Origin of the sequence: Streptomyces sp. NPDC046859 (assembly GCF_040645135.1) — a bacterium.
In the GTDB taxonomy this organism is placed as follows: domain Bacteria; phylum Actinomycetota; class Actinomycetes; order Streptomycetales; family Streptomycetaceae; genus Streptomyces.
Genome location: NZ_JBEYXR010000006.1, coordinates 304,023 through 323,981, shown reverse-complemented (window position 1 = coordinate 323,981; position 19,959 = coordinate 304,023). Strand labels below are relative to the sequence as shown.

The window sequence follows — 19,959 nt, the reverse complement described above, 5'->3', positions numbered from 1 at the left end:
GCTCCGACTAGCCTATGTTCGTCATTCCGATCGGCTGTTGAAATACCGAACACAGCCTCTTCGACACCCAAGGAGGAGGCCGGACGTGGGACGCCTCGTACCTGCCGTGACCCGGGCTCTCGACATCCTCGAGCTCTTCCTCGACGGGGACGGCACGCTCTCCGCCCCCGACATCGTGCGCAGGCTCCAGCTGCCGCGCACCACCGTGCACGAGCTCGTCACCACCCTCGCCGCCCGGTCGTACATCGTGCAGGTGCCGGGCCAGCCGGGACGGTACCGGCTGGGCGTACGGCCGTACCAGCTCGGCAGCCGGTACGCCGAGCAGCTCGACCTCGCCGCCGAGGGCCAGCAGGTCGCCCGGTCCGTCGCCGAGACCTGCGACGAGACCGTGCACGTGGCCATCCTGGAGGGCACCGACGTCATCTACATCGCCAAGGTCGACTCGACGCACGCCGTACGCATGGTGTCCGCCGCCGGGCGCCGGCTGCCCGCCCACTGCACGTCGGTCGGCAAGATGCTGCTCGCCTTCCTGCCCGAGGCGGAGCTCGCCTCCCGCCTCCCCGACGGCACCGAACTCGCCGCGATGACACCGAACAGCATCACCGACCCGGCCGTGCTGCGCGAGGCGCTCGCCGGGATCCGCGAGCGGCAGCTCGCCGTCGAGACCCGCGAGTCCAACCCGGACGTCTCCTGTGTGGCCGCGCCCGTACGGGACCGCACCGGGCAGGTCGTCGCCGCCCTGTCCATCTCCGTCCCCATGATCCGCTGGAGCGACGAGCGGCGCGCCGAGCTGGAGCAGCTCGCCGTCAAGGGCGCCGCCGAGCTGTCGGAGCGCCTCGGCCACCGGGGCGCGGCATGAGCGCGCCCTACGAGGTGGCGGTGCGGGCCGAGGCCCAGCTCGGTGAGGGCCCGACCTGGGACCCCGCGAGCGGCCGCCTGCTGTGGATCGACATCCTGGGCTCCCGCGTCCACACCTACGACCCCGTCTCCGGGCACCGCTCCGTGCGGACCACCCCGCAGCACATTGGGGCCGCCAAGCCCCGCGCCGGCGGCGGACTCGTGCTGAACCTGAGGGACGGCGTGGGACTGCTGGACCCGGACGGCGGCTTCCGCTGGCTGCGCCACGAACCGGTCCCCGGCCGCCGCGCCAACGACGCCGCCGTCGCCCCCGACGGCTCGCTGTGGGCCGGCACCATGCGTTACGACGAGGCGCCCGGCGGCGGCACGCTGTCCCGGATCACCGGGGACGGCACGGCGGAGGTCGTCCTCGACGACGTGGCGGTGAGCAACGGCACCGGCTGGAGCCCCGACGGACGGCTCCTCTACTACATCGACTCGCCGACCCGCCGGGTCGACGTCCTCGACCACGACGGCGGCCGGGTGGCGAACCGGCGCCCCTTCGCCGAGATCGAGGACGGGGCCGGCGTCCCCGACGGGCTGACCGTCGACGCCGAGGGCGCCGTCTGGGTGGCCCTGTGGGACGGCTCCGCGGTACGCCGCTACACCCCCGACGGGGTCCTGGACCGGGTGATCACGTTTCCGGTGCCGCGCGTGACGGCGTGCGCGTTCGGCGGGCCCGGCCTGACCGACCTGTACGTCACCACGGCCCGGGTCGGCCTGGACGCGCCCCCGCCGCCGGCCGGCTCGCTGTTCGTGGTGCCCGGCGCGGGGAAGGGGCTGGCCCAGCCCGCCTTCGCCGGGTAGGTCAGAGCAGTCCCGCCTTCTTCATCTCCTCGGCGGTCAGCGGCGGCGCGGTGAGCCGGGGCTTCAACGGCCCCACGGCCGCCGCCAGCAGCACCGACGGGCTCAGCAGCACCTCCGCCCGCCGCTCCAGCGACGTCACGTCGGTGACGCGGCGGGCGATCCGCCCGTTGCCCGTGGCCGTGTGCATCAGCCGGTCCACGTACCCCGCCACCAGCCGGTCCCGCAGGGTCGGCCCGGTCTCGGTGGCGCCCGGGTAGAACACGTCCTGGCCGATCGCCAGGTCCCAGGCCGCCCCGACGGGGCGCGCCACGGCCTTCTGGATCCGCCGGGCCAGACCCGCCGCGCCCCAGCCGTGCCGCCGGACCGTCTCGCGCAGGATCAGCGCGCTCTGCGCCCCGACCGCCAGCCCGTGCCCGTACACCGGGTTGTACGCGGCCAGCGCGTCACCGAGGACGGTGAAGTTCTCCGGCCAGGCCGGCATCCGCTCGTAGTAGTGCCGCCGGTTGGCGGTGGTACGGGTGAAGGACACGCCGGACAGCGGCTCGGCCCGCGCCAGCAGGTCGCCGATGACCGGATGCCGCAGCTCCTCGCGGGCGAACCGCTCGAAGTCCGCGTCGGCCGTGCCCGGTTCGCCGCCCCGGGTGCCGCTGAGCGTGACGAGCCAGCGGCCGTTCTCGATCGGCAGCAGCACCCCCGCCCGGCCGGGGCCGCCCGCGCGCGGGTCGGCCTGCACGTTGACCACCGGGAAGCCGTCCCTGGCCGGCTCGGGCGCGAGGTGCAGCCTGCTGGCGTACGCGAGACCGGAGTCGACCTCGCGCCGCACCGGCGCGGGAAGTCCCAGCGCGGCCAGCCAGCGGGGCGCCCCCGAGCCCCGGCCGGTGGCGTCCACGACCAGCCCCGCCTCCAGAGTGCTCTCGTGCCCGTCGCGCCCGCGCAGCCGTACGCCCGTGACGGCCCGCGCGTCGCCGAGCAGGTCCACGGCCTCCGTGCCGTCGCGCAGTTCGATCCGCTCGTCGGCCAGGACCCGCGAGCGGACCGTCGCGTCGAGCAGGTCCCGCCCGGCCAGGACGATGTGGTGCGACTCGGGCCAGCGCCGGAACCAGCCGCGCGGCGAGAGGGCGACCATGTCCGTGGTGACCGGCGCCCGGCGGGCCCCGGCCGCGCGCAGCGCCTCACCGATGCCCGGCAGCAGCTCCTCCATCGCCGGCAACCCGCCGGACCAGAGCAGATGCACATGGCGGGACTGCGGCAGGCCCTTGCGCGGGTCGGGCCCGGCGGGCAGCACGTCGCGCTCCACCACGACCACCCGGTCGGCGGACCCGGCCAGCGCCCGCGCCGCGAGCATGCCGGTATGCGATCCCCCGAGGACCACGGCGACTCTGGCGGGGGAGGGACGTTCACTCATGCGCGGACATGCTCTCTGCCGGGACGGCCGCGCGGGCGCGGACCGCCTTGATCTCGTCGGGCCTGCGCAGGACGCCGGAGACGGCGTGGATCTCGCGCAGCAGATAGGTGGTGTCGGGCTCCGCGGCGCCGTCGCCGTCCGGGACCCGCCGGCCGCTCCCGACGGCGTCGACGATCGTCACGGCGACGGCCAGCGCCTGGGCCCGGTCCGGGTCCGCGCCGAGTGCGAGGGCGGCGGCGTGGGCGCGCCGGCGCAGGTCGTCGTCGAGATGGCGGGAGAGCAGGAGCAGCGCGTCACGGATGTAGGTCTCCCGGCGGATCAGCCGGATCTCCGGCGCCGCCCGCAGCACGAACGGCTCGTGCCGGCCGGCGACCGGCCGCAGCAGCCGGGCCAGCGGCCGCAGCCCACGGCGCCGGCGCCGGACCAGCAGCCGCTCCTGGAGGTACTGGCCGGCGTGCGGGACGATCACGCCGACGGCGACCATGGTGGCGCCGACGCAGGCGGCGGACGGCGCGACGTTGGTGTTCAGCCAGTCCAGGTCGTGCCCGGTCCAGCGGGCGATGATGGCGGTGAACTTGGCGGCGCTGAACGCCAGGTTGGTGACGTAGCCGACGCTCAGGAACCGCAGCCCCCAGCGCAGCCAGCCGTCCAGGCCCTCGGTGCGGATCCAGGTCCAGATCAGCCGGGCGGTGATGAGACAGGCCACCGTGTGCACGATCAGGTAGAGCAGGATCTCCTCGCGCATGAACGGCGTGGACGCGTAGTAGGTGTCCAGGTCCTCGATCTGCTCCACGGGGACGTCGGCGAGCGCGAACAGCACCCACAGCGCGGCCACCACCGTCGCGTAGACCGAGACCACCCAGCGGGTCGCCCGCCGGGTCCGCTCCCGGCGGTCGGTGTGACCGCCGCGCCAGTGCACCACCAGCAGCAGCCAGGACGCGGACAGCGCGGTGATCAGGGAGTACACCCAGGGCGCGGCGATGTTGGGGACGCCGACGACCCGGTTGGTCCAGGCGATGGTGCCGGGGGCCGCGAAGACGAACACCATGCAGGCGAGCAGCAGCAGACCGCCCACGGCACGCAGCAGCGGGTCGCGCCACAGCTTCACGATGCTGGGCAGCTTGATCGCCAGGGCCGCGCCGAGGACGAGGCCCGGGAGCCAGAAGGAGATGTACAGGCCGGACAGGAACTCGACCGGGCCTTCTGCCAGTTGCGGGTGTGTCACCGCGTCCTGCCTCCGCGTCCGCGATAGCCGAGCGAGCGGTGGACCGGGTCGGGCGAGGCGCCCTGGCCCTCGCCGGACACCAGGGTCCGCACGGCGGCGGCCAGCCGGTGGCCGAAGTCGTCCGCCTCCGCCTCGTCGGTCTGCCGGGAACCGTCGCGCGCGGCCACGGTGAGGGCCACGTCGTCCCAGCCGGGCCGGCCGGCGAGGGCGTGCGCGGCGGCGGTGCCGATGCCGTGGTGGTGGTGCCGGTGCCCGGCGTGCAGATGCCACAGCTCGTGGCCCAGTATCACCAGTTGCTGGACCGCTTCGGCGCGCTCCTCGACGATGACGAGGTCGAAGTCCTGGAACTCGACCCAGAGTCCGGTCACCTCGATCTCGTCGGGGAACCGCTCGAAGCGCAGCTCGACGGGCCGGCCGCCGCGCCGGGCGCTCATCCGCGCGCACAGCGCGTGGCACACCTCGCGGACGCCGGCCGGGGCGGGAGGCCCGGAACGCACGGCGGCACTCAGGTCGCGGACCAGGTCCCGCATGACGACGGTGGTGTGGGCGCGCCGCAGCCGTAGCGCCGAAGCGACCCGGGCCGCTGTCGCGCGCGCGCCCGCGATGTCCATCGCACCCCCTGTTCCCCCCGCCGCCTCGACGGGCTGTTCGAGCCTACGCGGCACCTGGCGTCCCCGTCATGCGGTCCGGCGTCCGTTGTTCAACGGAGAACGACCGTCCTGTCCCGGGGCCATGGACGGGCAAGCGCTTGCACCCTCCTGGAACGTGATCCGGCCGGGCTGAGCCAGGCCGGGAAGGCGACTGCACACTACAGTCGGTTTGTCTTCAACTACCGTATAAATGGCTGGAGTTGGCCCCTGTGGAGGGCGCTTTCCGCCCCCTACGATGCGTACGCCTCCGGCCTTCACAGAAACCCCACCTTTTCTTCGAAGCGTCAACCAGGGTGGGTCGGGGGCGCAGCCACCCCCCATCCCGAGGAGAGATCCATGGCACGTGGACTCCTGAGACTCCTGCTGAGCGGAGGCGCGCTGACCGCCCTGCTCACCGCGGCCCTGCCCGCCCACGCGGACCCGGCGTTCGACGACCCGCCGCCGGACAAGATCGTCATCAAGGTCGCCACCGTGAACGGCTCCGGCTGTCCGCAGGGCACCACGGCGGTCGCCGTGTCCGAGGACAACACGGCCTTCACCGTGACCTACAGCGACTACCTCGCCCAGGTCGGCGGCAACTCCGACCCGACGGCGTTCCGCAAGAACTGCCAGCTCAGCCTGGTCGTGCACGTCCCCGGCGGGTTCACGTACGCCATCGCCAGCGCCGACTACCGGGGTTTCGCCGCCCTCCAGCCCGGCGCCAACGCCATCCAGCGGGCCTCGTACTACTTCCAGGGCTCCCCGAGCACCCAGTTCCGCAACCACCCCTTCAACGGCCCCCTCAACGACAACTGGCAGGCCACCGACGAGACCGACTGGGCCCAACTGGTCTGGGCGCCCTGCGGAGTCCAGCGCAACTTCAACATCAACACCGAACTGCGCGTCAACCTCGGCTCGTCCTCCGCGAGCAAGGTCAGCTTCATGACCATGGACTCGACCGACGGCGACATCAGCACGGTCTACCACCTGGCCTGGAAGGAGTGCCCGAAGAAGTAGCCGCGTCGACGCAGGCGCCCGGGTCCCGACCGCCGGCGCGGCCGGGGCCCGGGCACGCATACATTCGGCAAATGTTCACACCTGCGCCCGACAGGGCCGCTCCGGGGCCGCCCGGGCAGGTGACGGACGAACCATGCACTGCCCCGCACCCGCTGAGGCGGTGGGTCCTGTGAAGAAGTCGGCAGGTTCGGGTGACCCGGTGGTCATGGCCGTGAAGAGGCACTTCGCAATGCCGCGGTGCAGGGCGATGTGACAGTTGGCCGCTTCTTCGCCCCCGTGCTTTGATTCCCGAAATTTCGACGGCCCCGGCTGTCGAAGAGTGTTGATGCGAAGGGAACCGCAGGCCATGAACTTCACCCCTCAGATCGAGACCGCCGAGATATCCGACGCCGCCCTGGACCAGGTCTCCGGCGGGCAGGCGGGCGGTGCCTCCGCCGGTCTGACGGGCGCCCTCGCCGGCACCGTGAACGCGGTCGCCTGCGTCGACGTCTTCGCCGCGGCCTCCCCCGAGGGCGTGGCGCTGGGCCTGCACACCCACGCGCAGGCACAGGCCACCGCTCTCTGACGGACCGTTCGCGACGGCCCCCCGGGAATTCCTCACGGGGGGCCGTCGGCATGCGCAGCGGGTCCACCGGTCGGAAGACCAGCCGCTCGATTTCGGCCGGACGTCCCGGCACCTGATCGCGGACAGGGGCGCGGATCTTTCCGTCGACTCGTCGAATTCCCCCCCGGAGAGTCGAACCTGCAAGGGGTGAGTGCGCGGGAGCCGGTTCAGGCGCCCGCCGCGTTGGGCCAACTCTGGCTGCCCGGCCATCCGGTGGCCGGAGCGGGTGCCAGCCCGGGGCCGGTGGTGCCCCGGACCTGGGCCGCGGTGAGGCCGCCCCGGGCCGGGACGCCGGGCGGGGTGGGGCCGGGCGGCACCATCGTCGCGGCCGGCGCCACCGGGGACGGGAAGGGCATCGGCGTGGGCGTGGGCGCCACCGGGGACGGGAACGGCGTGGGAGCAGGCGCGGGAGCAGGCGCGGGGGCCGCGGCCGCGGCGGCCGGCACCGGGGCGGGCGCCGGCATGGGGACCGGTGCGGGCGCGGGGGCCACCGGTATGGGGGTCGGCATGGCAGCCGGCATGGGGGCGCCGCCGCTCTGCGGCACCGGCTGCGGCTGCGGCACCGCCGTGAAGCCCGCCCCGTTCGTGGAGCCCACCAGCCGGTCCACGGCCGCCGTACCCGAGCTGTAGTTGGTCCCGTTACCCGGCTCGGGTACGGCGGCTCCCCTCCTGGACCCGTAGAGCACCTGCTCCAGGCCGGACACCAGGCGACGCACGTCCACCTGGGGGCGCACCACGAGTCGCAGGAAGCGGCTGGACGAACCGATCTTGTTGCCGCACTCGCGGACCAGGATCCGGTGCTCGGTGAGCATCCGGTCGCGGACCACGGTGCCCTCGGCGCCCACGGGAAGGCGCACGAAGAGGAAGTTGCCCTGGGACGGGTAGACCGTCAGGCCGGGCAGCGCCGACAGGGCCCCCGCCATCTCCAGCCGGTCCCTGCGCACCTGCTGGAGGCTCTGCGCGTACTCGGCGCCGTGCTCCTTCAGCATGAACACCACGTGCTCGGCGAAGGAGTTGAGGTTCCACTTCGGCAGCATCGAGCGGACCATCCGGGCGAGAGCCGGGTTGGCCACCAGATAGCCGAAGCGGATGCCGTGCAGGCCGAAGTTCTTGCCGAGGCTGCGCAGCACGATGACGTTGGGCCGCAGCATGGCCTCCTGGACGACCGACGGCTCCTGCTCGGCGTCCGCGAACTCCAGGAAGCTCTCGTCCACGACGATCAGGTCCAGATCGGCCATGGCGTCCATGAACTGCACGATCGCGTGCTTGTGCAGAAAGCCGCCGTCGGGGTTGTTCGGGTTGCAGATCACCGCGACCCGGGTCCCCCTGGCCCGGATGAACTCGGCGTACTGCGCGAGGTCCAGGGCGAACCCGCTGGACTCCTGGAGCGGGAACATGTCGACCCGCTTGCCGGTCTCCATCGGCTGGTCGGTCCAGCGGCCGAACGTGGGGACGGGGACGGCGAGGGACTCCCGGACCATCAGATGGTCGATCCAGGTGATCAGCTCGGTGGAGCCGTTGCCCATCGCCACGCACTGCGGCGGAAGCTGGAGCAGGCTGCACAGCTCGGCCGTGATGGTGTCGGCGCTGCTCGGGTAGTACGTGATGATGTCCCGCAGCTTCCCCGCCATGTCCTCGAACATCTCGGGCGTCGGGAAGTAGGGGTTGCAGGGGATGCAGAAGTCGACCGGGCCGGCCCCGTCGCCGCCCTCGCGTGTCAGCGCCGCCATCGACGGGCTGTGTGCCGCGGTGCTGCGGAACAGCGAGGTGACGTTGTCGGCCATGGAACCTCCGTAGGGGGCGGACCCGGCGGGGACGACCGGGCCCGTCGTCTTGGGGTGGCCCGCGCGGGGGAGCGCGGGCCGCCCCTACATACGGAGGCTGGGGTGGAGCCGTTCAATCACCGGGGAATCAGCGGGTGAACGAGTGCACCGTCGTCGATCGGTAGGTCTGCCCCGGCCGCAGCACCGTCGAAGGGAACGACGGACGGTTCGGCGAGTCCGGGAAGTGCTGGGTCTCCAGGCACAGCCCGTCGCCCTGCCGGTAGACGCGGCCGCCCGTGCCGACGAGGGTGCCGTCGAGGAAGTTGCCCGAGTAGAACTGGAGCCCCGGCTCGGTCGTCGCGATGCGCAGGGTGCGCCCCGAGGACGGGTCCTTGAGGGTGGCGACCCACTCCGGGCGCGCTGAGATCCCCTTGTCGAGCACCCAGTTGTGGTCGATGCCCTTGCCGTACAGGAGCTGCTGGTGGGCCGCGCGCAGGTCCTCGCCGACCGCCTTGGAGCGGCGGAAGTCGAAGGGGGTGCCCGCGACGCGCGCCAGTTCGCCGGTGGGGATGAGGCCCGCGTCGACGGGGGTGTAGCGGGAGCCGTCGATCTTCAGCTCGTGGTTCTCGATCGTTCCGCTGCCCTCGCCGGCGAGGTTCCAGTAGGCGTGGCTGGTCAGATTGACGACGGTGGCCCTGTCGGTGGTGGCCGCGTAGTCGACGCGCCAGTCGCCGTACTTGGTGAGGGTGTACGTCACCTTCACGCGGAGCGTGCCCGGGTAGCCCATCTCGCCGTCGAGGGACGTGTAGTACAGGTGCAGGCCGACGTCGGTGCCCTTGGTGAACGGCTCGACGTCCCACACCCGCTTGTCGAACCCCTTGGCGCCGCCGTGCAGGCTGTTCTCGCCGTCGTTGACGTCGACCTGGTACGTCCTGCCGTCGAGGGTGAAGCGCCCCTTGCCGATCCGGTTGCCGTACCGCCCGATCAGCGCGCCGAAGTACGGACTCGACGCCACGTAGTCGTCGAGGGAGCGGAAGCCGAGGGAGACGTTGGCGAACCGGCCCCGGCGGTCGGGGACCTCCAGGGACTGCACCACACCGCCGTAGGAGAGGACCTTCATCCGGGTGCTGCCGTTGGCGAGCGACCAGCTGTACACCTTCGTGCCGTCGGGGAGGGTGCCGAAGAGGGACCTGACCGGCGCCCCGCCTCCCGTGGCGTGCGCGCTGCCGAGGGTCGCGGCGCCGATGCCCGCCGCCGCGGCACCGGCGATGACCGTGCGTCTGCTCATGTCCATGTGCGGCTCCTGTTCAGGAAGGCGGGGCCCCGCCGTGCGGCGGGGCCCCGTGCGTGGACCTACGAACCGACCTTGCGCTTGTTCCACACGTCGAAGCCGACCGCCGCCAGCAGCACCAGGCCCTTGATGACCTGCTGCCAGTCGGTGCCGATGCCGACGAGGTTCATGCCGTTGTTCAGCACACCCAGGACCAGACCGCCGATGATCGCGCCGAGGACGGTGCCGACACCGCCGCTCATCGACGCGCCGCCGATGAACGAGGCCGCGATCGCCTCCAGCTCGAAGTTCAGGCCGGCCTTGGGGGAGGCCGCGTTGAAGCGGGCGGCGAAGACCAGACCCGCCAGGGCCGCGAGCATGCCCATGTTCAGGAAGACCAGGAAGGTGACCTTCTTGTCCTTCACGCCCGACAGCTTGGCCGCGGGCAGGTTGCCGCCGATCGCGTAGATGTGGCGGCCGATGATCGCGTTGCGCATCACATAGCCGAACCCGACGAGCAGCACCCCGAGGATGAGCAGCACGATCGGGGCGCCCTTGTAGCTCGCCAGCAGCATCGTCAGCGTCAGAACGGCGGCGGCCAGCGCCACCAGCTTCAGCAGGAACAGGTTGAACGGCGGGACGTCCAGCGAGAACTCCTGCTGCCGGCGGCGGTCCCGGAACTCCTGGAAGACCACGACCGCGATCATCGCGAAGCCGAGCAGCAGCGTGAGGTTGTGGTAGTTGGTGTCCGGGCCGACCTCGGGCAGGAAGCCGTTCGCGACCTTCTGCAGCCCCTCCGGGAACGGGCCGAGGGTCTGGCCCTCCAGGAAGATCTCCGTCAGACCGCGGAAGATCAGCATGCCCGCCAGGGTCACGATGAACGACGGTATGCCGCCGTACGCGATGAAGAAGCCCTGGGCCGCGCCCGCGAGCGCGCCCATCGCCAGGCACAGCAGGACCGCGAGCGGCCACGGCATGTCGTTCTTCACCATGAACACGGCGGCCATGGAGCCGACGAACGCCGTCAGCGACCCCACCGACAGGTCGATGTGGCCCGCGATGATGACCAGCATCATGCCGATGGCGAGGATCAGGATGTAGCTGTTCTGCAGCACCAGGTTGGAGACGTTGCGCGGCAGCAGCAGGTCGCCGTCGGTCCACACGGCGAACAGCACCACGATCAGGCCGAGCGCGATCAGCATGCCGTACTGGCGCATGTTGCGGCGCAGGCCCTCCAGCACCAGCCGCAGCAGTCCGTCGCCCCCGCCCGGCGCGCTCTTCCCCGGCGGCGCGGGAGCCGGGCTCTTGGCGGTCACATCCGTGCTCATCGGGTTACCTCTTTGTCCTTCGTCATCTGACGCATCAGCGATTCCTGCGAGGCCTCTTCGCGGGAGAACTCGCCGGTCAGCCGGCCCGCGGCCATCGTGTAGATGCGGTCGCACATGCCGAGCAGCTCGGGCAGCTCGGAGGAGATGAAGACGACCGCCTTGCCCTGGGCGGCCAGCTGGTCGATGACCGTGTAGATCTCGTACTTGGCGCCGACGTCGATCCCGCGGGTGGGCTCGTCCAGGATCAGCACATCGGGACCCGCGAAGATCCACTTGCTGAGGACGACCTTCTGCTGGTTGCCGCCGGACAGCTTGCCCACCGGCTCGAAGACGGTCGGCGCCTTGATGTTCATGGACTTCCGGAAGCCCTCGGCGACCTGCCGTTCGCCGTGCTCGTCGACCACGCCCCGCTTGGCGACCTTGCCCAGCGCGCTGAGCGAGATGTTGCGGTTGATGGTGTCGATGAGGTTCAGGCCGTAGTGCTTGCGGTCCTCGGTGACGTACGCGATGCCGTGCTTCACCGCCTCCGGGACGGTCCTGGTGCGGATCTCCCTGCCGTCCTTGAGGACCGTGCCGCCGTGGTAGCGGCCGTAGGTGCGCCCGAAGACGCTCATCGCCAGCTCGGTGCGGCCGGCGCCCATCAGCCCCGCGATGCCCACGATCTCGCCGCGCCGCACCTGGACCGACACGTCGTCGACGACCTTGCGCTGCTGGTCGATCGGGTGGTGCACGGTCCAGTTGCGGATCTCCAGGGCCGGCGCGGCGCCCTCCTCCGGCTCGTGCGGGGTGCGCTCGGGGAAGCGGTGCTCCAGATCCCGGCCGACCATCCCGCTGATGATCCGGTCCTCGGTGGTCTCCGGCGCCTTCACGTCGAGCGTCTCGATGGTCCGCCCGTCGCGCAGGATCGTCACCGAGTCGGCGACCCTGCGGATCTCGTTGAGCTTGTGGGAGATGATGATCGAGGTGATGCCCTGCTTCTTCAGCTCCAGGATCAGGTCCAGGAGCTTGCCGCTGTCCTCGTCGTTGAGGGCCGCGGTCGGCTCATCGAGGATGAGCAGCTTCACCTTCTTCGACAGCGCCTTCGCGATCTCCACGAGCTGCTGCTTGCCCACGCCGATGTCGGCGACGCGGGTGTCGGGGTGGTCGGAGAGCCCCACGCGGCGCAGCAGTTCGGTGCCGTGCCGCAGCGTCTCCCGCCAGTCGATGAAGCCGCCCCGGGCGTGCTCGTTGCCGAGGAAGATGTTCTCCGCGAGGGAGAGGAACGGCGACAGCGCCAGCTCCTGGTGGATGATGACGATGCCGCGCTGCTCGCTCGCCCGGATGTCCTTGAACTCGCAGACCGCGCCCTCGAAGAGGATCTCCCCCTCGTAGGTGCCGTGCGGGTGGACGCCGGAGAGGACCTTCATCAGCGTGGACTTGCCGGCGCCGTTCTCCCCGCAGATGGCGTGGACCTCGCCCTGCCGGACGGTCAGTGTGACGTCCGACAGCGCCTTGACGCCGGGAAAGGTCTTGACGATCGAGCGCATTTCCAGGACGGGTCCCGCCATGGTCGTGCCTTCCAATCAGAGTGGGCCGGCGGTTACTTGAGGTCGCTCGCCTTGATGTAGCCGGAGTCCACGACTTCCTTCTGGTAGTTGGTCTTGTCCACGGCGACCGGCTCCAGCAGGTAGGCCGGGACGACCTTCGAGCCGTTGTCGTAGGTCTTGGTGTCGTTGACCTCGGGCTTCTTCTTGTTGAGCAGGGCGTCGACCATGTTCGAGGCCACCTTGGCGAGTTCGCGGGTGTCCTTGTAGACGGTCATCGACTGCTCGTCGGCGATGATCGACTTCACCGAGGCGACCTCGGCGTCCTGACCGGTGACGACCGGCAGCGGCTTGTCCTTGGAGCCGTAGTCGTCCGACTTCAGGGCGGAGAGGATGCCGATGGAGATGCCGTCGTACGGCGAGAGCACCGCGTCGACGCGCTCGCTCTTGTAGGCCGAGGTCAGGATGTCGTCCATGCGCTTCTGCGCGGTGCCGCCGTCCCAGCGCAGGGTGGTGACCTGGTTGAGCGCGGTCTGCTTGGAGCGGACGACGAGCTGCTTCTTGTCGATGTAGGGCTGGAGCACCTTCATCGCGCCGCCGAAGAAGTAGCGGGTGTTGTTGTCGTCGTTCGAGCCGGCGAACAGCTCGATGTTGAACGGGCCCTTCTTCGAGCCGTCCTTCAGGCCGAGCTTGTCGACGATGTAGCCGGCCTGGAGCTCGCCGACCTTCTCGTTGTCGAAGGAGGCGTAGTAGTCGACGTTCGGGGTGCCCAGGATCAGGCGGTCGTAGGAGATGACCGGGATGTCCGCGTCCTTGGCCTGCTGGAGGACGTTGTTCATCGACTTGTTGTCGATGGCCGCCACGATCAGCGCCTTGACGCCCTGGGTGATCAGGTTCTCGATCTGCGAGACCTGCTGGTCGGGGTCGTCCTCGCCGTAGACCAGCTTGGTCTTGTAGCCCTTGGACTGCAGGTCCTTGACGACGTTGTTGCCGTCGGCGATCCAGCGCTCGGAGGACTTGGTGGGCATCGCGATGCCGATCGTCGCCCCCTTCGCGCTGCCGTTGTCGTCCTTGCTGCCGCCCTCGCTGTCCTGGCCGCAGGCGGTCAGGGTCAGGGCGAGGGAGGCGACGGAGGCCATGGCGGCGAGTGCGGCTCTGCGACTACGCATGATCATCATCCTTGATGTGAGTGGAGCGGGACTCGGTCGTGCTCGGTGCGGTCAGGTCCCGGTGGTGCGGTGGGCGATGCGAGGACATGTCCGGGGCTGTTCGGGTCGGCGGATCGGTCGACCGAGGGTGTGTGGGATTGTGTTCGACTGCGTCTGCTTCTGTGAAGGGGGTTTCGCCGGAACGTTATGCGCGCGTTTCGAAACGCGTCAGCGTTCCGGGCAGCCGGGAGCCGAGGGGCGCCATCGCGCCGTCGGCCCCGTGCCGTGCGAGCAGGTCCAGGGCCAGCCGTCCGCGCCGGACGCGTTCGCGGGCGGTGGCCAGCGTCAGCTCTCTCATGTGGTGGCCGTAGGGATAGATGCCGGGGGCCTTGGAGAGCCCGAACTTCAGGTAGAGCGGGGCGCCGCGCCGGATCAGCTCGGCGACCTCGTACATGCGCACATAGCCGCCGAGGTCGTCGGGGGCCTCGATGTACATGTCCATGGGGGCGGCGGAGACCCGGCGGATCTCCGTGAGGTGGTCCAGCGTCAGGTCGCTCGGCACATTGACCGAGTCGGCGCCCAGCCGCTCGTACACCGCGTACGCGGCCGGGTTGACCGGGCCGATCAGGGCGCTGACCTTCAGGGTGGTGTCGGCCGGGAGGATGCCCGTGGCGCGCGCCCGGTGCAGCGTCCACAGCACGCCCTCGTCGGCGACCAGCAGGCACTTCACGCCCAGTTCGGTGGCGCGCACGGCGTCCTCGACGCAGCCGGCCACCGCGTCGTGGCCGCGGGCGCGCAGCCCGGCCCCGCGGGAGTCGGTGCGGGTGGAGCCGCCGATGTCCCAGGTGCCGCGCGGTCCGGTGAACAGGCAGAGCTCGATGTCCCGTTCGGCCGCCGCCTCGACCATCTCGGTGATCTCGGCGTCGGTCAGCATCCACACGCCGCTGCCCTGGCTGATCCGGTGGATCGGCACGTCCAGCCGGGAGGCTTCCTTCAGGACGACGGCCAGCGCCTCGGGCCCCTCGCACGAGGGGATCTCGGTGCGCCAGCGGCCCCCGCCCGGGAAGGTGTGGGGCGAGGCGTCGGCGGGGGAGAGGTCGGGCGCGCCCAGGCCGAGGGCGGCGAGCACCGGCTCGCCGGGTCGTCGGGCTGCGGAGGCGTCGGTCACGGGATGTCCTTTGTGTTCGGTATTTCGGACGAGGTTCGCGTCTCTGGGTGGCGGGACCTCGGGAGTACGCCGGCACGGGGACCGTCAGGGTGCCCCCGTCCCGGCGTACGGCGAAGGGCCGCTCACGGGCGGAGGAGAACCTTGCCCACCTTCGGGTCGCCGGAGCCCACGAGCTCGATCGCCTGCGCGAACTCCGTCAGCGGCAGTTCGTGCGTGACGAGCGGCAGCGGGTCGAGGAGGCCGGCGGAGAACACCCGCACGGCGTGGGCCCAGGCGTCCGGCGGCGCCCCGAAGACGGTGTGCACCTCCAGCTGGCGCACGACGAGATCGGTCGGGTCGAGCCCCTGCGCGCCGGGCGCCGGGATGCCGGTGAGTACGAGACGCCCGCCCCGCCGCAGCAGCGCGGCCGAGGTGCGTGCGGCCTCCGCCGACCCGGCGGTCTCCACGACGACGTCGAAACCGCCCGGCAGTTCCTCGTCCTTGGTGCGGAAGGCGGTGGCCCCGTACGCGCGCGACAGCTGCTCCCGGTCGCGGCGGGTGCCCACCACCAGCAGCTCGCCGGGCGAGCCCGCCGCCAGGAACTGCACGGCGAACATCCCGAGCGTCCCGGTGCCGACCACCGCCACCCGCTCGCCCGGCAGCGCGCCCGCCTTCATCGCGGCGGCCGCGACGCAGGCGGCCGGCTCCAGCAGGGCGGCGGCGGTGAGGTCGCAGTCGTCCGGCAGGACGTGCAGCAGCCGGGCCGGGAGCGTGAGCGTGGCCGCCATGGCGCCGGGCCGGGTGAACCCGGTCTCCTCGTACCCCGCCTCGCACAGCGTCGTCTCACCGGCGTGACAGCGGTCGCAGACCTGGCAGTTGCGGAACCCCTCGCCGACGACCTTGCGGCCGACGAGCCGCTCCGGCACCCCGGCGCCGACGGCGGCGACGGTCCCGGACCACTCGTGGCCCGGCGTCAGCGGGTAACGGACGTACCCCTCGGGCCGGTTGCCCTGGTACACCTCGCGGTCGCTGCCGCAGATGCCGGCCGCGTGCACCCGGACCAGCGCCTCGCCGGGGCCGGGCTCCCGGGGCGTGTGCTCGGCGAGCCGGTGCCGGCCGGGCGCCTCGACGACGACGGCGGTGCTCATCGCGTCCCCTTCGGCTTGCGCTGCTCCCAGCCCTCGGCCCACAGGTCGAACCGGGCCTGCTGCTGCGGGAACTCGGCGGCGGCGTCGGCGTCGAACTCCACGCCGAGCCCAGGGGCGTCGGAGAGGTGGAAGTACCCGTCCACGACCTGCGGCGCGCCCTTGACCACCTTCTTGATCTCCGCGTCGGCGAAGTCGTTGAAGTGCTCCAGGATCTTGAAGTTCGGCGAGGTGAACCCGACCTGGAGGGAGGCGGCGGTGAGCACGGAACCGCCGACGTTGTGCGGGGCGATGAGCGTGTAGTGGGTCTCGGCGGTCGCGGCGAGCTTGCGGGTCTCCCAGATGCCGCCGATGTGGCCGACGTCGGGCTGGATGATGTCGACGGCCTGGCTCTCGAACAGCTCCCGGAACTCGATCCGGTCGTGGATGCGCTCACCGGTGGCGACGGGGATGTCGACCTTCGCGGCGACCTTCTCCAGCGCCTTGAGGTTCTCCGGCGGGCAGGGCTCCTCCAGCCAGGCCGGCCGGAAGGGCGCCAGCTCGCGGGCGAGGCGGACGGCGGTGGCGGGGGAGAAGCGGCCGTGCATCTCCAGCATCAGCTCGGCGTCGGGGCCGATGGCGTCCCGTACGGCCTCGATGAGGGAGACGGCGTAGCGGGTCTGCTCGTGGTCGAGCTCGAAGTGCCCGGTGCCGAAGGGGTCGATCTTGAGGGCCTTGTACCCGCGCTCCATCACCCCGCGGGCCGCCTTGTGGTACGCCTCGGGCGTGCGCTCGGTGGTGTACCAGCCGTTCGCGTACGCCTTGACCTTGTCGGTGACCTTGCCGCCGAGGAGCTGCCACACCGGCACCCCGAGCGCCTTGCCCTTGATGTCCCAGCAGGCCATCTCGATCACGGCGATGCCGGACATCACGATCTCACCCGCGCGGCCGTAGTCGCCGTACTTCATACGGCGCACCAGGTCCTCGACGGCGAACGGGTCGGAGCCGAGGATGTGGTTGGCCTCGGCCTCCCGCAAGTAGCCGAGCAGCGCGTCGGTGTGGCCCAGCATCCTGGTCTCGCCGACTCCGGTCAGCCCTTCGTCGGTGTGCACCTGGACGTAGGTCAGATTGCGCCACGGCGTCCCGACCACGTGTGTGCTGATTCCGGTGATGCGCACGGCAGTTGCCCCTCGATGCGTCGTCGGCTCATTCGGTTGTGCACCCGGCGGTGTTCGAAATTTCGTCACACGTTCGAAATGCTGACGTGACAGTAGGGACGGGGTGACGGGGGTGTCAATGGGTCGCGCGCATAACGGTTTCGACACCCTTCCGGCGTCCGAACCGGCCTCTTCGTCGCGCAGTGTGCGGGGCGTGTCTGGCGTGTCATGGCATATCCGCCAACCGGTCATGCCTGTGCGCATTGTTGTCCACAAAACTTTCACAGCGGTGACTAGGAACGGTGTGCGTCCGGAACCTAGTCTTCCCGCGTCATGGACTACTGCCAGCCGTGCCGACGGCACCTGAACGGCGCACTCGCCTGTCCGGGGTGCGGCGCCACGACCGAACAGCCGCATGTGTACGCGGACGCCCTCGCCGGCGCCGGGTACCCCCAGCCGGCCGAGCGGTCCCCGGGCGCGCCCGCGGCGTACGCGGGGCAGTACACCGACGCCGAACCGGACGCTCCCGAGGGCGCGCACGCCCCCGGTGGCACCGGCGAGCTCGCGGAGGCGGCACCGGCGGGCGGCCGGGCCGCGCGGCGGGCGGCGCAGCGGCGCGGCCGGGGCCGCCGGCGCGGCCGTGACGAGCGGGATGCCCCTGCCGGCCCGCAGGACGGGCGGACGGGCCCCGACGGTTACGACGACTCCGAGGGGTACGACGACCCGGATGCGTACGACGACGAGGACGCGTACGACGACGAGGACGGCGACGCCGACGAGACCGGGGCCGGCGCGAGCCGCCGGGACCGCAAGGCCGCCGCGCACCGCCGCAGACGGCGCCGCACCCTGCTCGTCGCCGCGGGCTTCGTCCTGGCCGCCGGCGGCCTGAGCCTCGCCGAACTCGGCATGGACGCCCCCGGCGACAGCCCCACGACGGCCGCGGCCGGTGACTCCTCGGCGGACGGCGCCGCCGAGGACGAGGTGCCGGCGTCGCCCGGCGCCACCGGCGCCGCCGTCGGCACGGGGGCGGGCACGGCCTCGGGGAAGCCGTCCGCGTCCCCCTCCGCCTCCGCGTCCGGCGAGGACGAGGACAAGGACAAGGACGAGGACGGTAAGAAGGGCGAGGACGCGGACGGGGACGGCACCCCGGACCCGCAGTCGCAGTCGGCGTCGGCGGGCACCGGCGCGGAGACGCCGCCCCCGGCCCCCGACCCCACGCCCACGTCGGGCGGCGACCCCACCTCGACCGAGGCCCCGCCCACGTCGGCACCGACGCCCGACCCCAAGCCGACGGAGGAGTGCGAGCGTTTCCTGTGGTGGTGCACCTGATCCCGCCGCGCGTGGGCGGGCGTCAGTCCGCCAGCATCCGGCGCAGCAGGTCCCGCAGCGCCACCCGCTCGTCCTCCGACAGGCCCGCCAGCGGCTCCCGGGCGAACCGCAGGGACTCCCGCAGGCTCCGGGCCACCTGACGGCCCTCCCCGGTCGCGGCGGCCAGTTTCACCCGCCGGTCCGCCGGGTCCGGCCGGCGCTCCACCAGGCCCCGTGCCTCCAGCCGGTCCACGATGCCGGTCACGTTCGACGGCTCGCAGCGCAGCCGCTGCGCCAGCTTGCGCATCGGCAGCGGCTCCAGCGAGAGCAGGCTCAGCAGCCGTGCCTGGGCGCCGGTGAGCGCGTGCTCCGCGGCCGCCTCCTCGTACTCCGCGTGATAGCGGGCCACGACCGCTCCGATGAGATCGACGACCTCGAAGGTCAGCTCGTCCGGACGGTTCGTCTTGGGTGGAGTGGTCACTCGTCCAGGGTAACGGGTTACTTGACATCCTGAAATATTCAGGCGCATGGTTGTTTCAGGTACTGAAGTATTTTGATGGAAGGGCACCCCGTGATCAACCGCGAATGGCACCTCGTCTCCCGTCCCGTCGGCTGGCCCAAGGCCGAGGACTTCGCCCTGGTCGAGGCCGAGGTGCCGACGCCCCGCGAGGGCCAGGTGCTCGTCCGGAACCGGTACCTCTCGGTGGACCCCTACATGAGGGGCCGCATGTCGGCCGCGAAGTCGTACGCCGCCCCCTACGAGCTGGGCAAGGTCATGCAGGGCGGCGCGGTCGGCGAGGTGGTCGCGTCGAACGCCGAGGGCGTCGCGGTCGGCGACCACGTGCTGCACTTCTTCGGCTGGCGCGAGTACGCGGCCCTGGACGCCCAGCACGCCGTCAAGGTCGACCCGGAGGCCGCGCCCCTGTCCACGTACCTCGGCGTCCTCGGCATGACCGGTCTCACCGCCTACGCCGGACTGCTGCGCACCGCCGCCTTCAAGGAGGGCGACGCGGTGTTCGTCTCGGGCGCCGCCGGCGCCGTCGGCAGCCAGGTCGGCCAGATCGCGCGGCTCAAGGGCGCCTCGCGCGTCATCGGCTCCGCCGGCTCCGACGAGAAGGTCAAGCTCCTGGTCGAGGAGTACGGCTTCGACGCCGCCTTCAACTACAAGAACGGCCCGGTGCGCGAGCAGCTGCGCGCCGCCGCCCCGGACGGCGTCGACGTGTACTTCGACAACGTCGGCGGCGAGCACCTGGAGGCAGCCATCGGCTCCCTCAACCGGGACGGCCGTATCGCGGTCTGCGGCATGATCTCCGTCTACAACGACACCGAGCCCGCCCCCGGCCCGCGCAACCTCGCCCGGCTGATCCAGACCCGTGGCCGTATCGAGGGCTTCCTGGTCGGCGACCACTACGACCTGCAGCCGCAGTTCGTCCAGGAGGTGGGCCCCTGGGTCGCCTCGGGCGAGCTGAAGTACCGCGAGACCGTGGTCGAGGGCATCGAGAACAACCTCGAGGCGTTCCTCGGCGTGCTGCGCGGCGACAACACCGGGAAGATGATCGTCAAGCTCTGACGGTCCCGGCACACCAAGCGGCCGCGTCCCCGCACGG

At 71.5% G+C, this 19,959-nt stretch carries 18 protein-coding genes; 6 read left to right on the top strand and 12 right to left on the bottom strand.

Features of this window, described 5'->3' with window-relative positions; translation table 11 throughout:
* Positions 1–85: 85 nt before the first annotated feature.
* The gene (locus ABZ899_RS11990; RefSeq protein ID WP_361344467.1) at positions 86–859 is read left to right on the top strand and encodes an IclR family transcriptional regulator; all 774 of its coding nucleotides are present in this window, start codon (positions 86–88) and stop codon (positions 857–859) included.
* On the top strand, positions 856–1,704 hold the full coding sequence (locus ABZ899_RS11985) for an SMP-30/gluconolactonase/LRE family protein (RefSeq protein ID WP_361344464.1): 849 nt from the start codon (positions 856–858) through the stop codon (positions 1,702–1,704). Before ABZ899_RS11990 ends, ABZ899_RS11985 begins: the two co-directional genes overlap by 4 nt.
* A 1-nt stretch (position 1,705) precedes the next feature.
* Here ABZ899_RS11985 and ABZ899_RS11980 read toward each other — a convergent pair whose 3' ends face one another.
* Genes ABZ899_RS11980 through ABZ899_RS11970 form a run of 3 tightly spaced genes read right to left on the bottom strand, consistent with a single transcriptional unit; the run spans position 1,706 to position 4,945 of the window.
* Complete coding sequence (locus ABZ899_RS11980) at positions 1,706–3,109, bottom strand: FAD-dependent oxidoreductase (RefSeq protein WP_361344461.1); 1,404 nt, start codon at positions 3,107–3,109, stop codon at positions 1,706–1,708.
* Positions 3,102–4,334, bottom strand: coding sequence for an MAB_1171c family putative transporter (locus ABZ899_RS11975; RefSeq protein WP_361344458.1), 1,233 nt, complete (start codon positions 4,332–4,334; stop codon positions 3,102–3,104). Before ABZ899_RS11975 ends, ABZ899_RS11980 begins: the two co-directional genes overlap by 8 nt.
* A complete protein-coding gene (locus tag ABZ899_RS11970) occupies positions 4,331–4,945 on the bottom strand; it encodes a toxin-antitoxin system, toxin component family protein (protein WP_361344456.1) in 615 nt (204 codons plus the stop codon). The genes ABZ899_RS11975 and ABZ899_RS11970 overlap by 4 nt, the downstream gene beginning before the upstream one ends.
* A gap of 375 nt (positions 4,946–5,320) precedes the next feature.
* On the opposite strand from ABZ899_RS11970, the gene ABZ899_RS11965 reads away from it, so the two are divergent.
* The gene (locus tag ABZ899_RS11965) at positions 5,321–5,980 is read left to right on the top strand and encodes a DUF4360 domain-containing protein (RefSeq protein ID WP_361344453.1); all 660 of its coding nucleotides are present in this window, start codon (positions 5,321–5,323) and stop codon (positions 5,978–5,980) included.
* A 346-nt stretch (positions 5,981–6,326) separates the two neighbouring features.
* Positions 6,327–6,545, top strand: a complete 219-nt coding sequence (locus ABZ899_RS11960; protein ID WP_361344450.1) for a hypothetical protein — start codon at positions 6,327–6,329, stop codon at positions 6,543–6,545.
* A gap of 206 nt (positions 6,546–6,751) precedes the next feature.
* On the opposite strand, the gene ABZ899_RS11955 is transcribed toward ABZ899_RS11960, so the two are convergent.
* From ABZ899_RS11955 to ABZ899_RS11920, 8 genes are all read right to left on the bottom strand, one after another.
* A complete protein-coding gene (locus tag ABZ899_RS11955; protein ID WP_361344448.1) occupies positions 6,752–8,368 on the bottom strand; it encodes a histidinol-phosphate transaminase in 1,617 nt (538 codons plus the stop codon).
* A 127-nt stretch (positions 8,369–8,495) separates the two neighbouring features.
* The gene (locus tag ABZ899_RS11950) at positions 8,496–9,641 is read right to left on the bottom strand and encodes an aldose epimerase family protein (RefSeq protein WP_361344445.1); all 1,146 of its coding nucleotides are present in this window, start codon (positions 9,639–9,641) and stop codon (positions 8,496–8,498) included.
* Positions 9,642–9,700: 59 nt separating this feature from the next.
* The gene (gene mmsB, locus ABZ899_RS11945; protein ID WP_361344443.1) at positions 9,701–10,945 is read right to left on the bottom strand and encodes a multiple monosaccharide ABC transporter permease; all 1,245 of its coding nucleotides are present in this window, start codon (positions 10,943–10,945) and stop codon (positions 9,701–9,703) included.
* The gene (mmsA, locus tag ABZ899_RS11940; protein ID WP_361344440.1) at positions 10,942–12,492 is read right to left on the bottom strand and encodes a multiple monosaccharide ABC transporter ATP-binding protein; all 1,551 of its coding nucleotides are present in this window, start codon (positions 12,490–12,492) and stop codon (positions 10,942–10,944) included. The genes mmsB and mmsA overlap by 4 nt, the downstream gene beginning before the upstream one ends.
* 32 nt (positions 12,493–12,524) lie before the next feature.
* Positions 12,525–13,637, bottom strand: a complete 1,113-nt coding sequence (gene chvE, locus ABZ899_RS11935; protein ID WP_361344437.1) for a multiple monosaccharide ABC transporter substrate-binding protein — start codon at positions 13,635–13,637, stop codon at positions 12,525–12,527.
* Positions 13,638–13,821: 184 nt separating this feature from the next.
* Entirely contained in the window at positions 13,822–14,784 is a 963-nt protein-coding gene (locus ABZ899_RS11930; protein WP_361344434.1) for a hypothetical protein, read from the bottom strand.
* Positions 14,785–14,906: 122 nt separating this feature from the next.
* A complete protein-coding gene (locus ABZ899_RS11925; protein ID WP_361344431.1) occupies positions 14,907–15,911 on the bottom strand; it encodes an alcohol dehydrogenase catalytic domain-containing protein in 1,005 nt (334 codons plus the stop codon).
* On the bottom strand, positions 15,908–17,065 hold the full coding sequence (locus tag ABZ899_RS11920; protein WP_361344428.1) for a mandelate racemase/muconate lactonizing enzyme family protein: 1,158 nt from the start codon (positions 17,063–17,065) through the stop codon (positions 15,908–15,910). Before ABZ899_RS11920 ends, ABZ899_RS11925 begins: the two co-directional genes overlap by 4 nt.
* Positions 17,066–17,377: 312 nt before the next feature.
* Here ABZ899_RS11920 and ABZ899_RS11915 point away from each other — a divergent pair, with 312 nt between their 5' ends.
* Positions 17,378–18,373, top strand: a complete 996-nt coding sequence (locus ABZ899_RS11915) for a hypothetical protein (protein WP_361344425.1) — start codon at positions 17,378–17,380, stop codon at positions 18,371–18,373.
* A gap of 22 nt (positions 18,374–18,395) precedes the next feature.
* On the opposite strand, the gene ABZ899_RS11910 is transcribed toward ABZ899_RS11915, so the two are convergent.
* A complete protein-coding gene (locus tag ABZ899_RS11910) occupies positions 18,396–18,833 on the bottom strand; it encodes a MarR family transcriptional regulator (protein ID WP_361344422.1) in 438 nt (145 codons plus the stop codon).
* A gap of 75 nt (positions 18,834–18,908) precedes the next feature.
* Between ABZ899_RS11910 and ABZ899_RS11905 the strand changes: the two genes are divergently transcribed.
* A complete protein-coding gene (locus ABZ899_RS11905) occupies positions 18,909–19,922 on the top strand; it encodes an NADP-dependent oxidoreductase (RefSeq protein WP_361344420.1) in 1,014 nt (337 codons plus the stop codon).
* Positions 19,923–19,959: the final 37 nt, after the last annotated feature.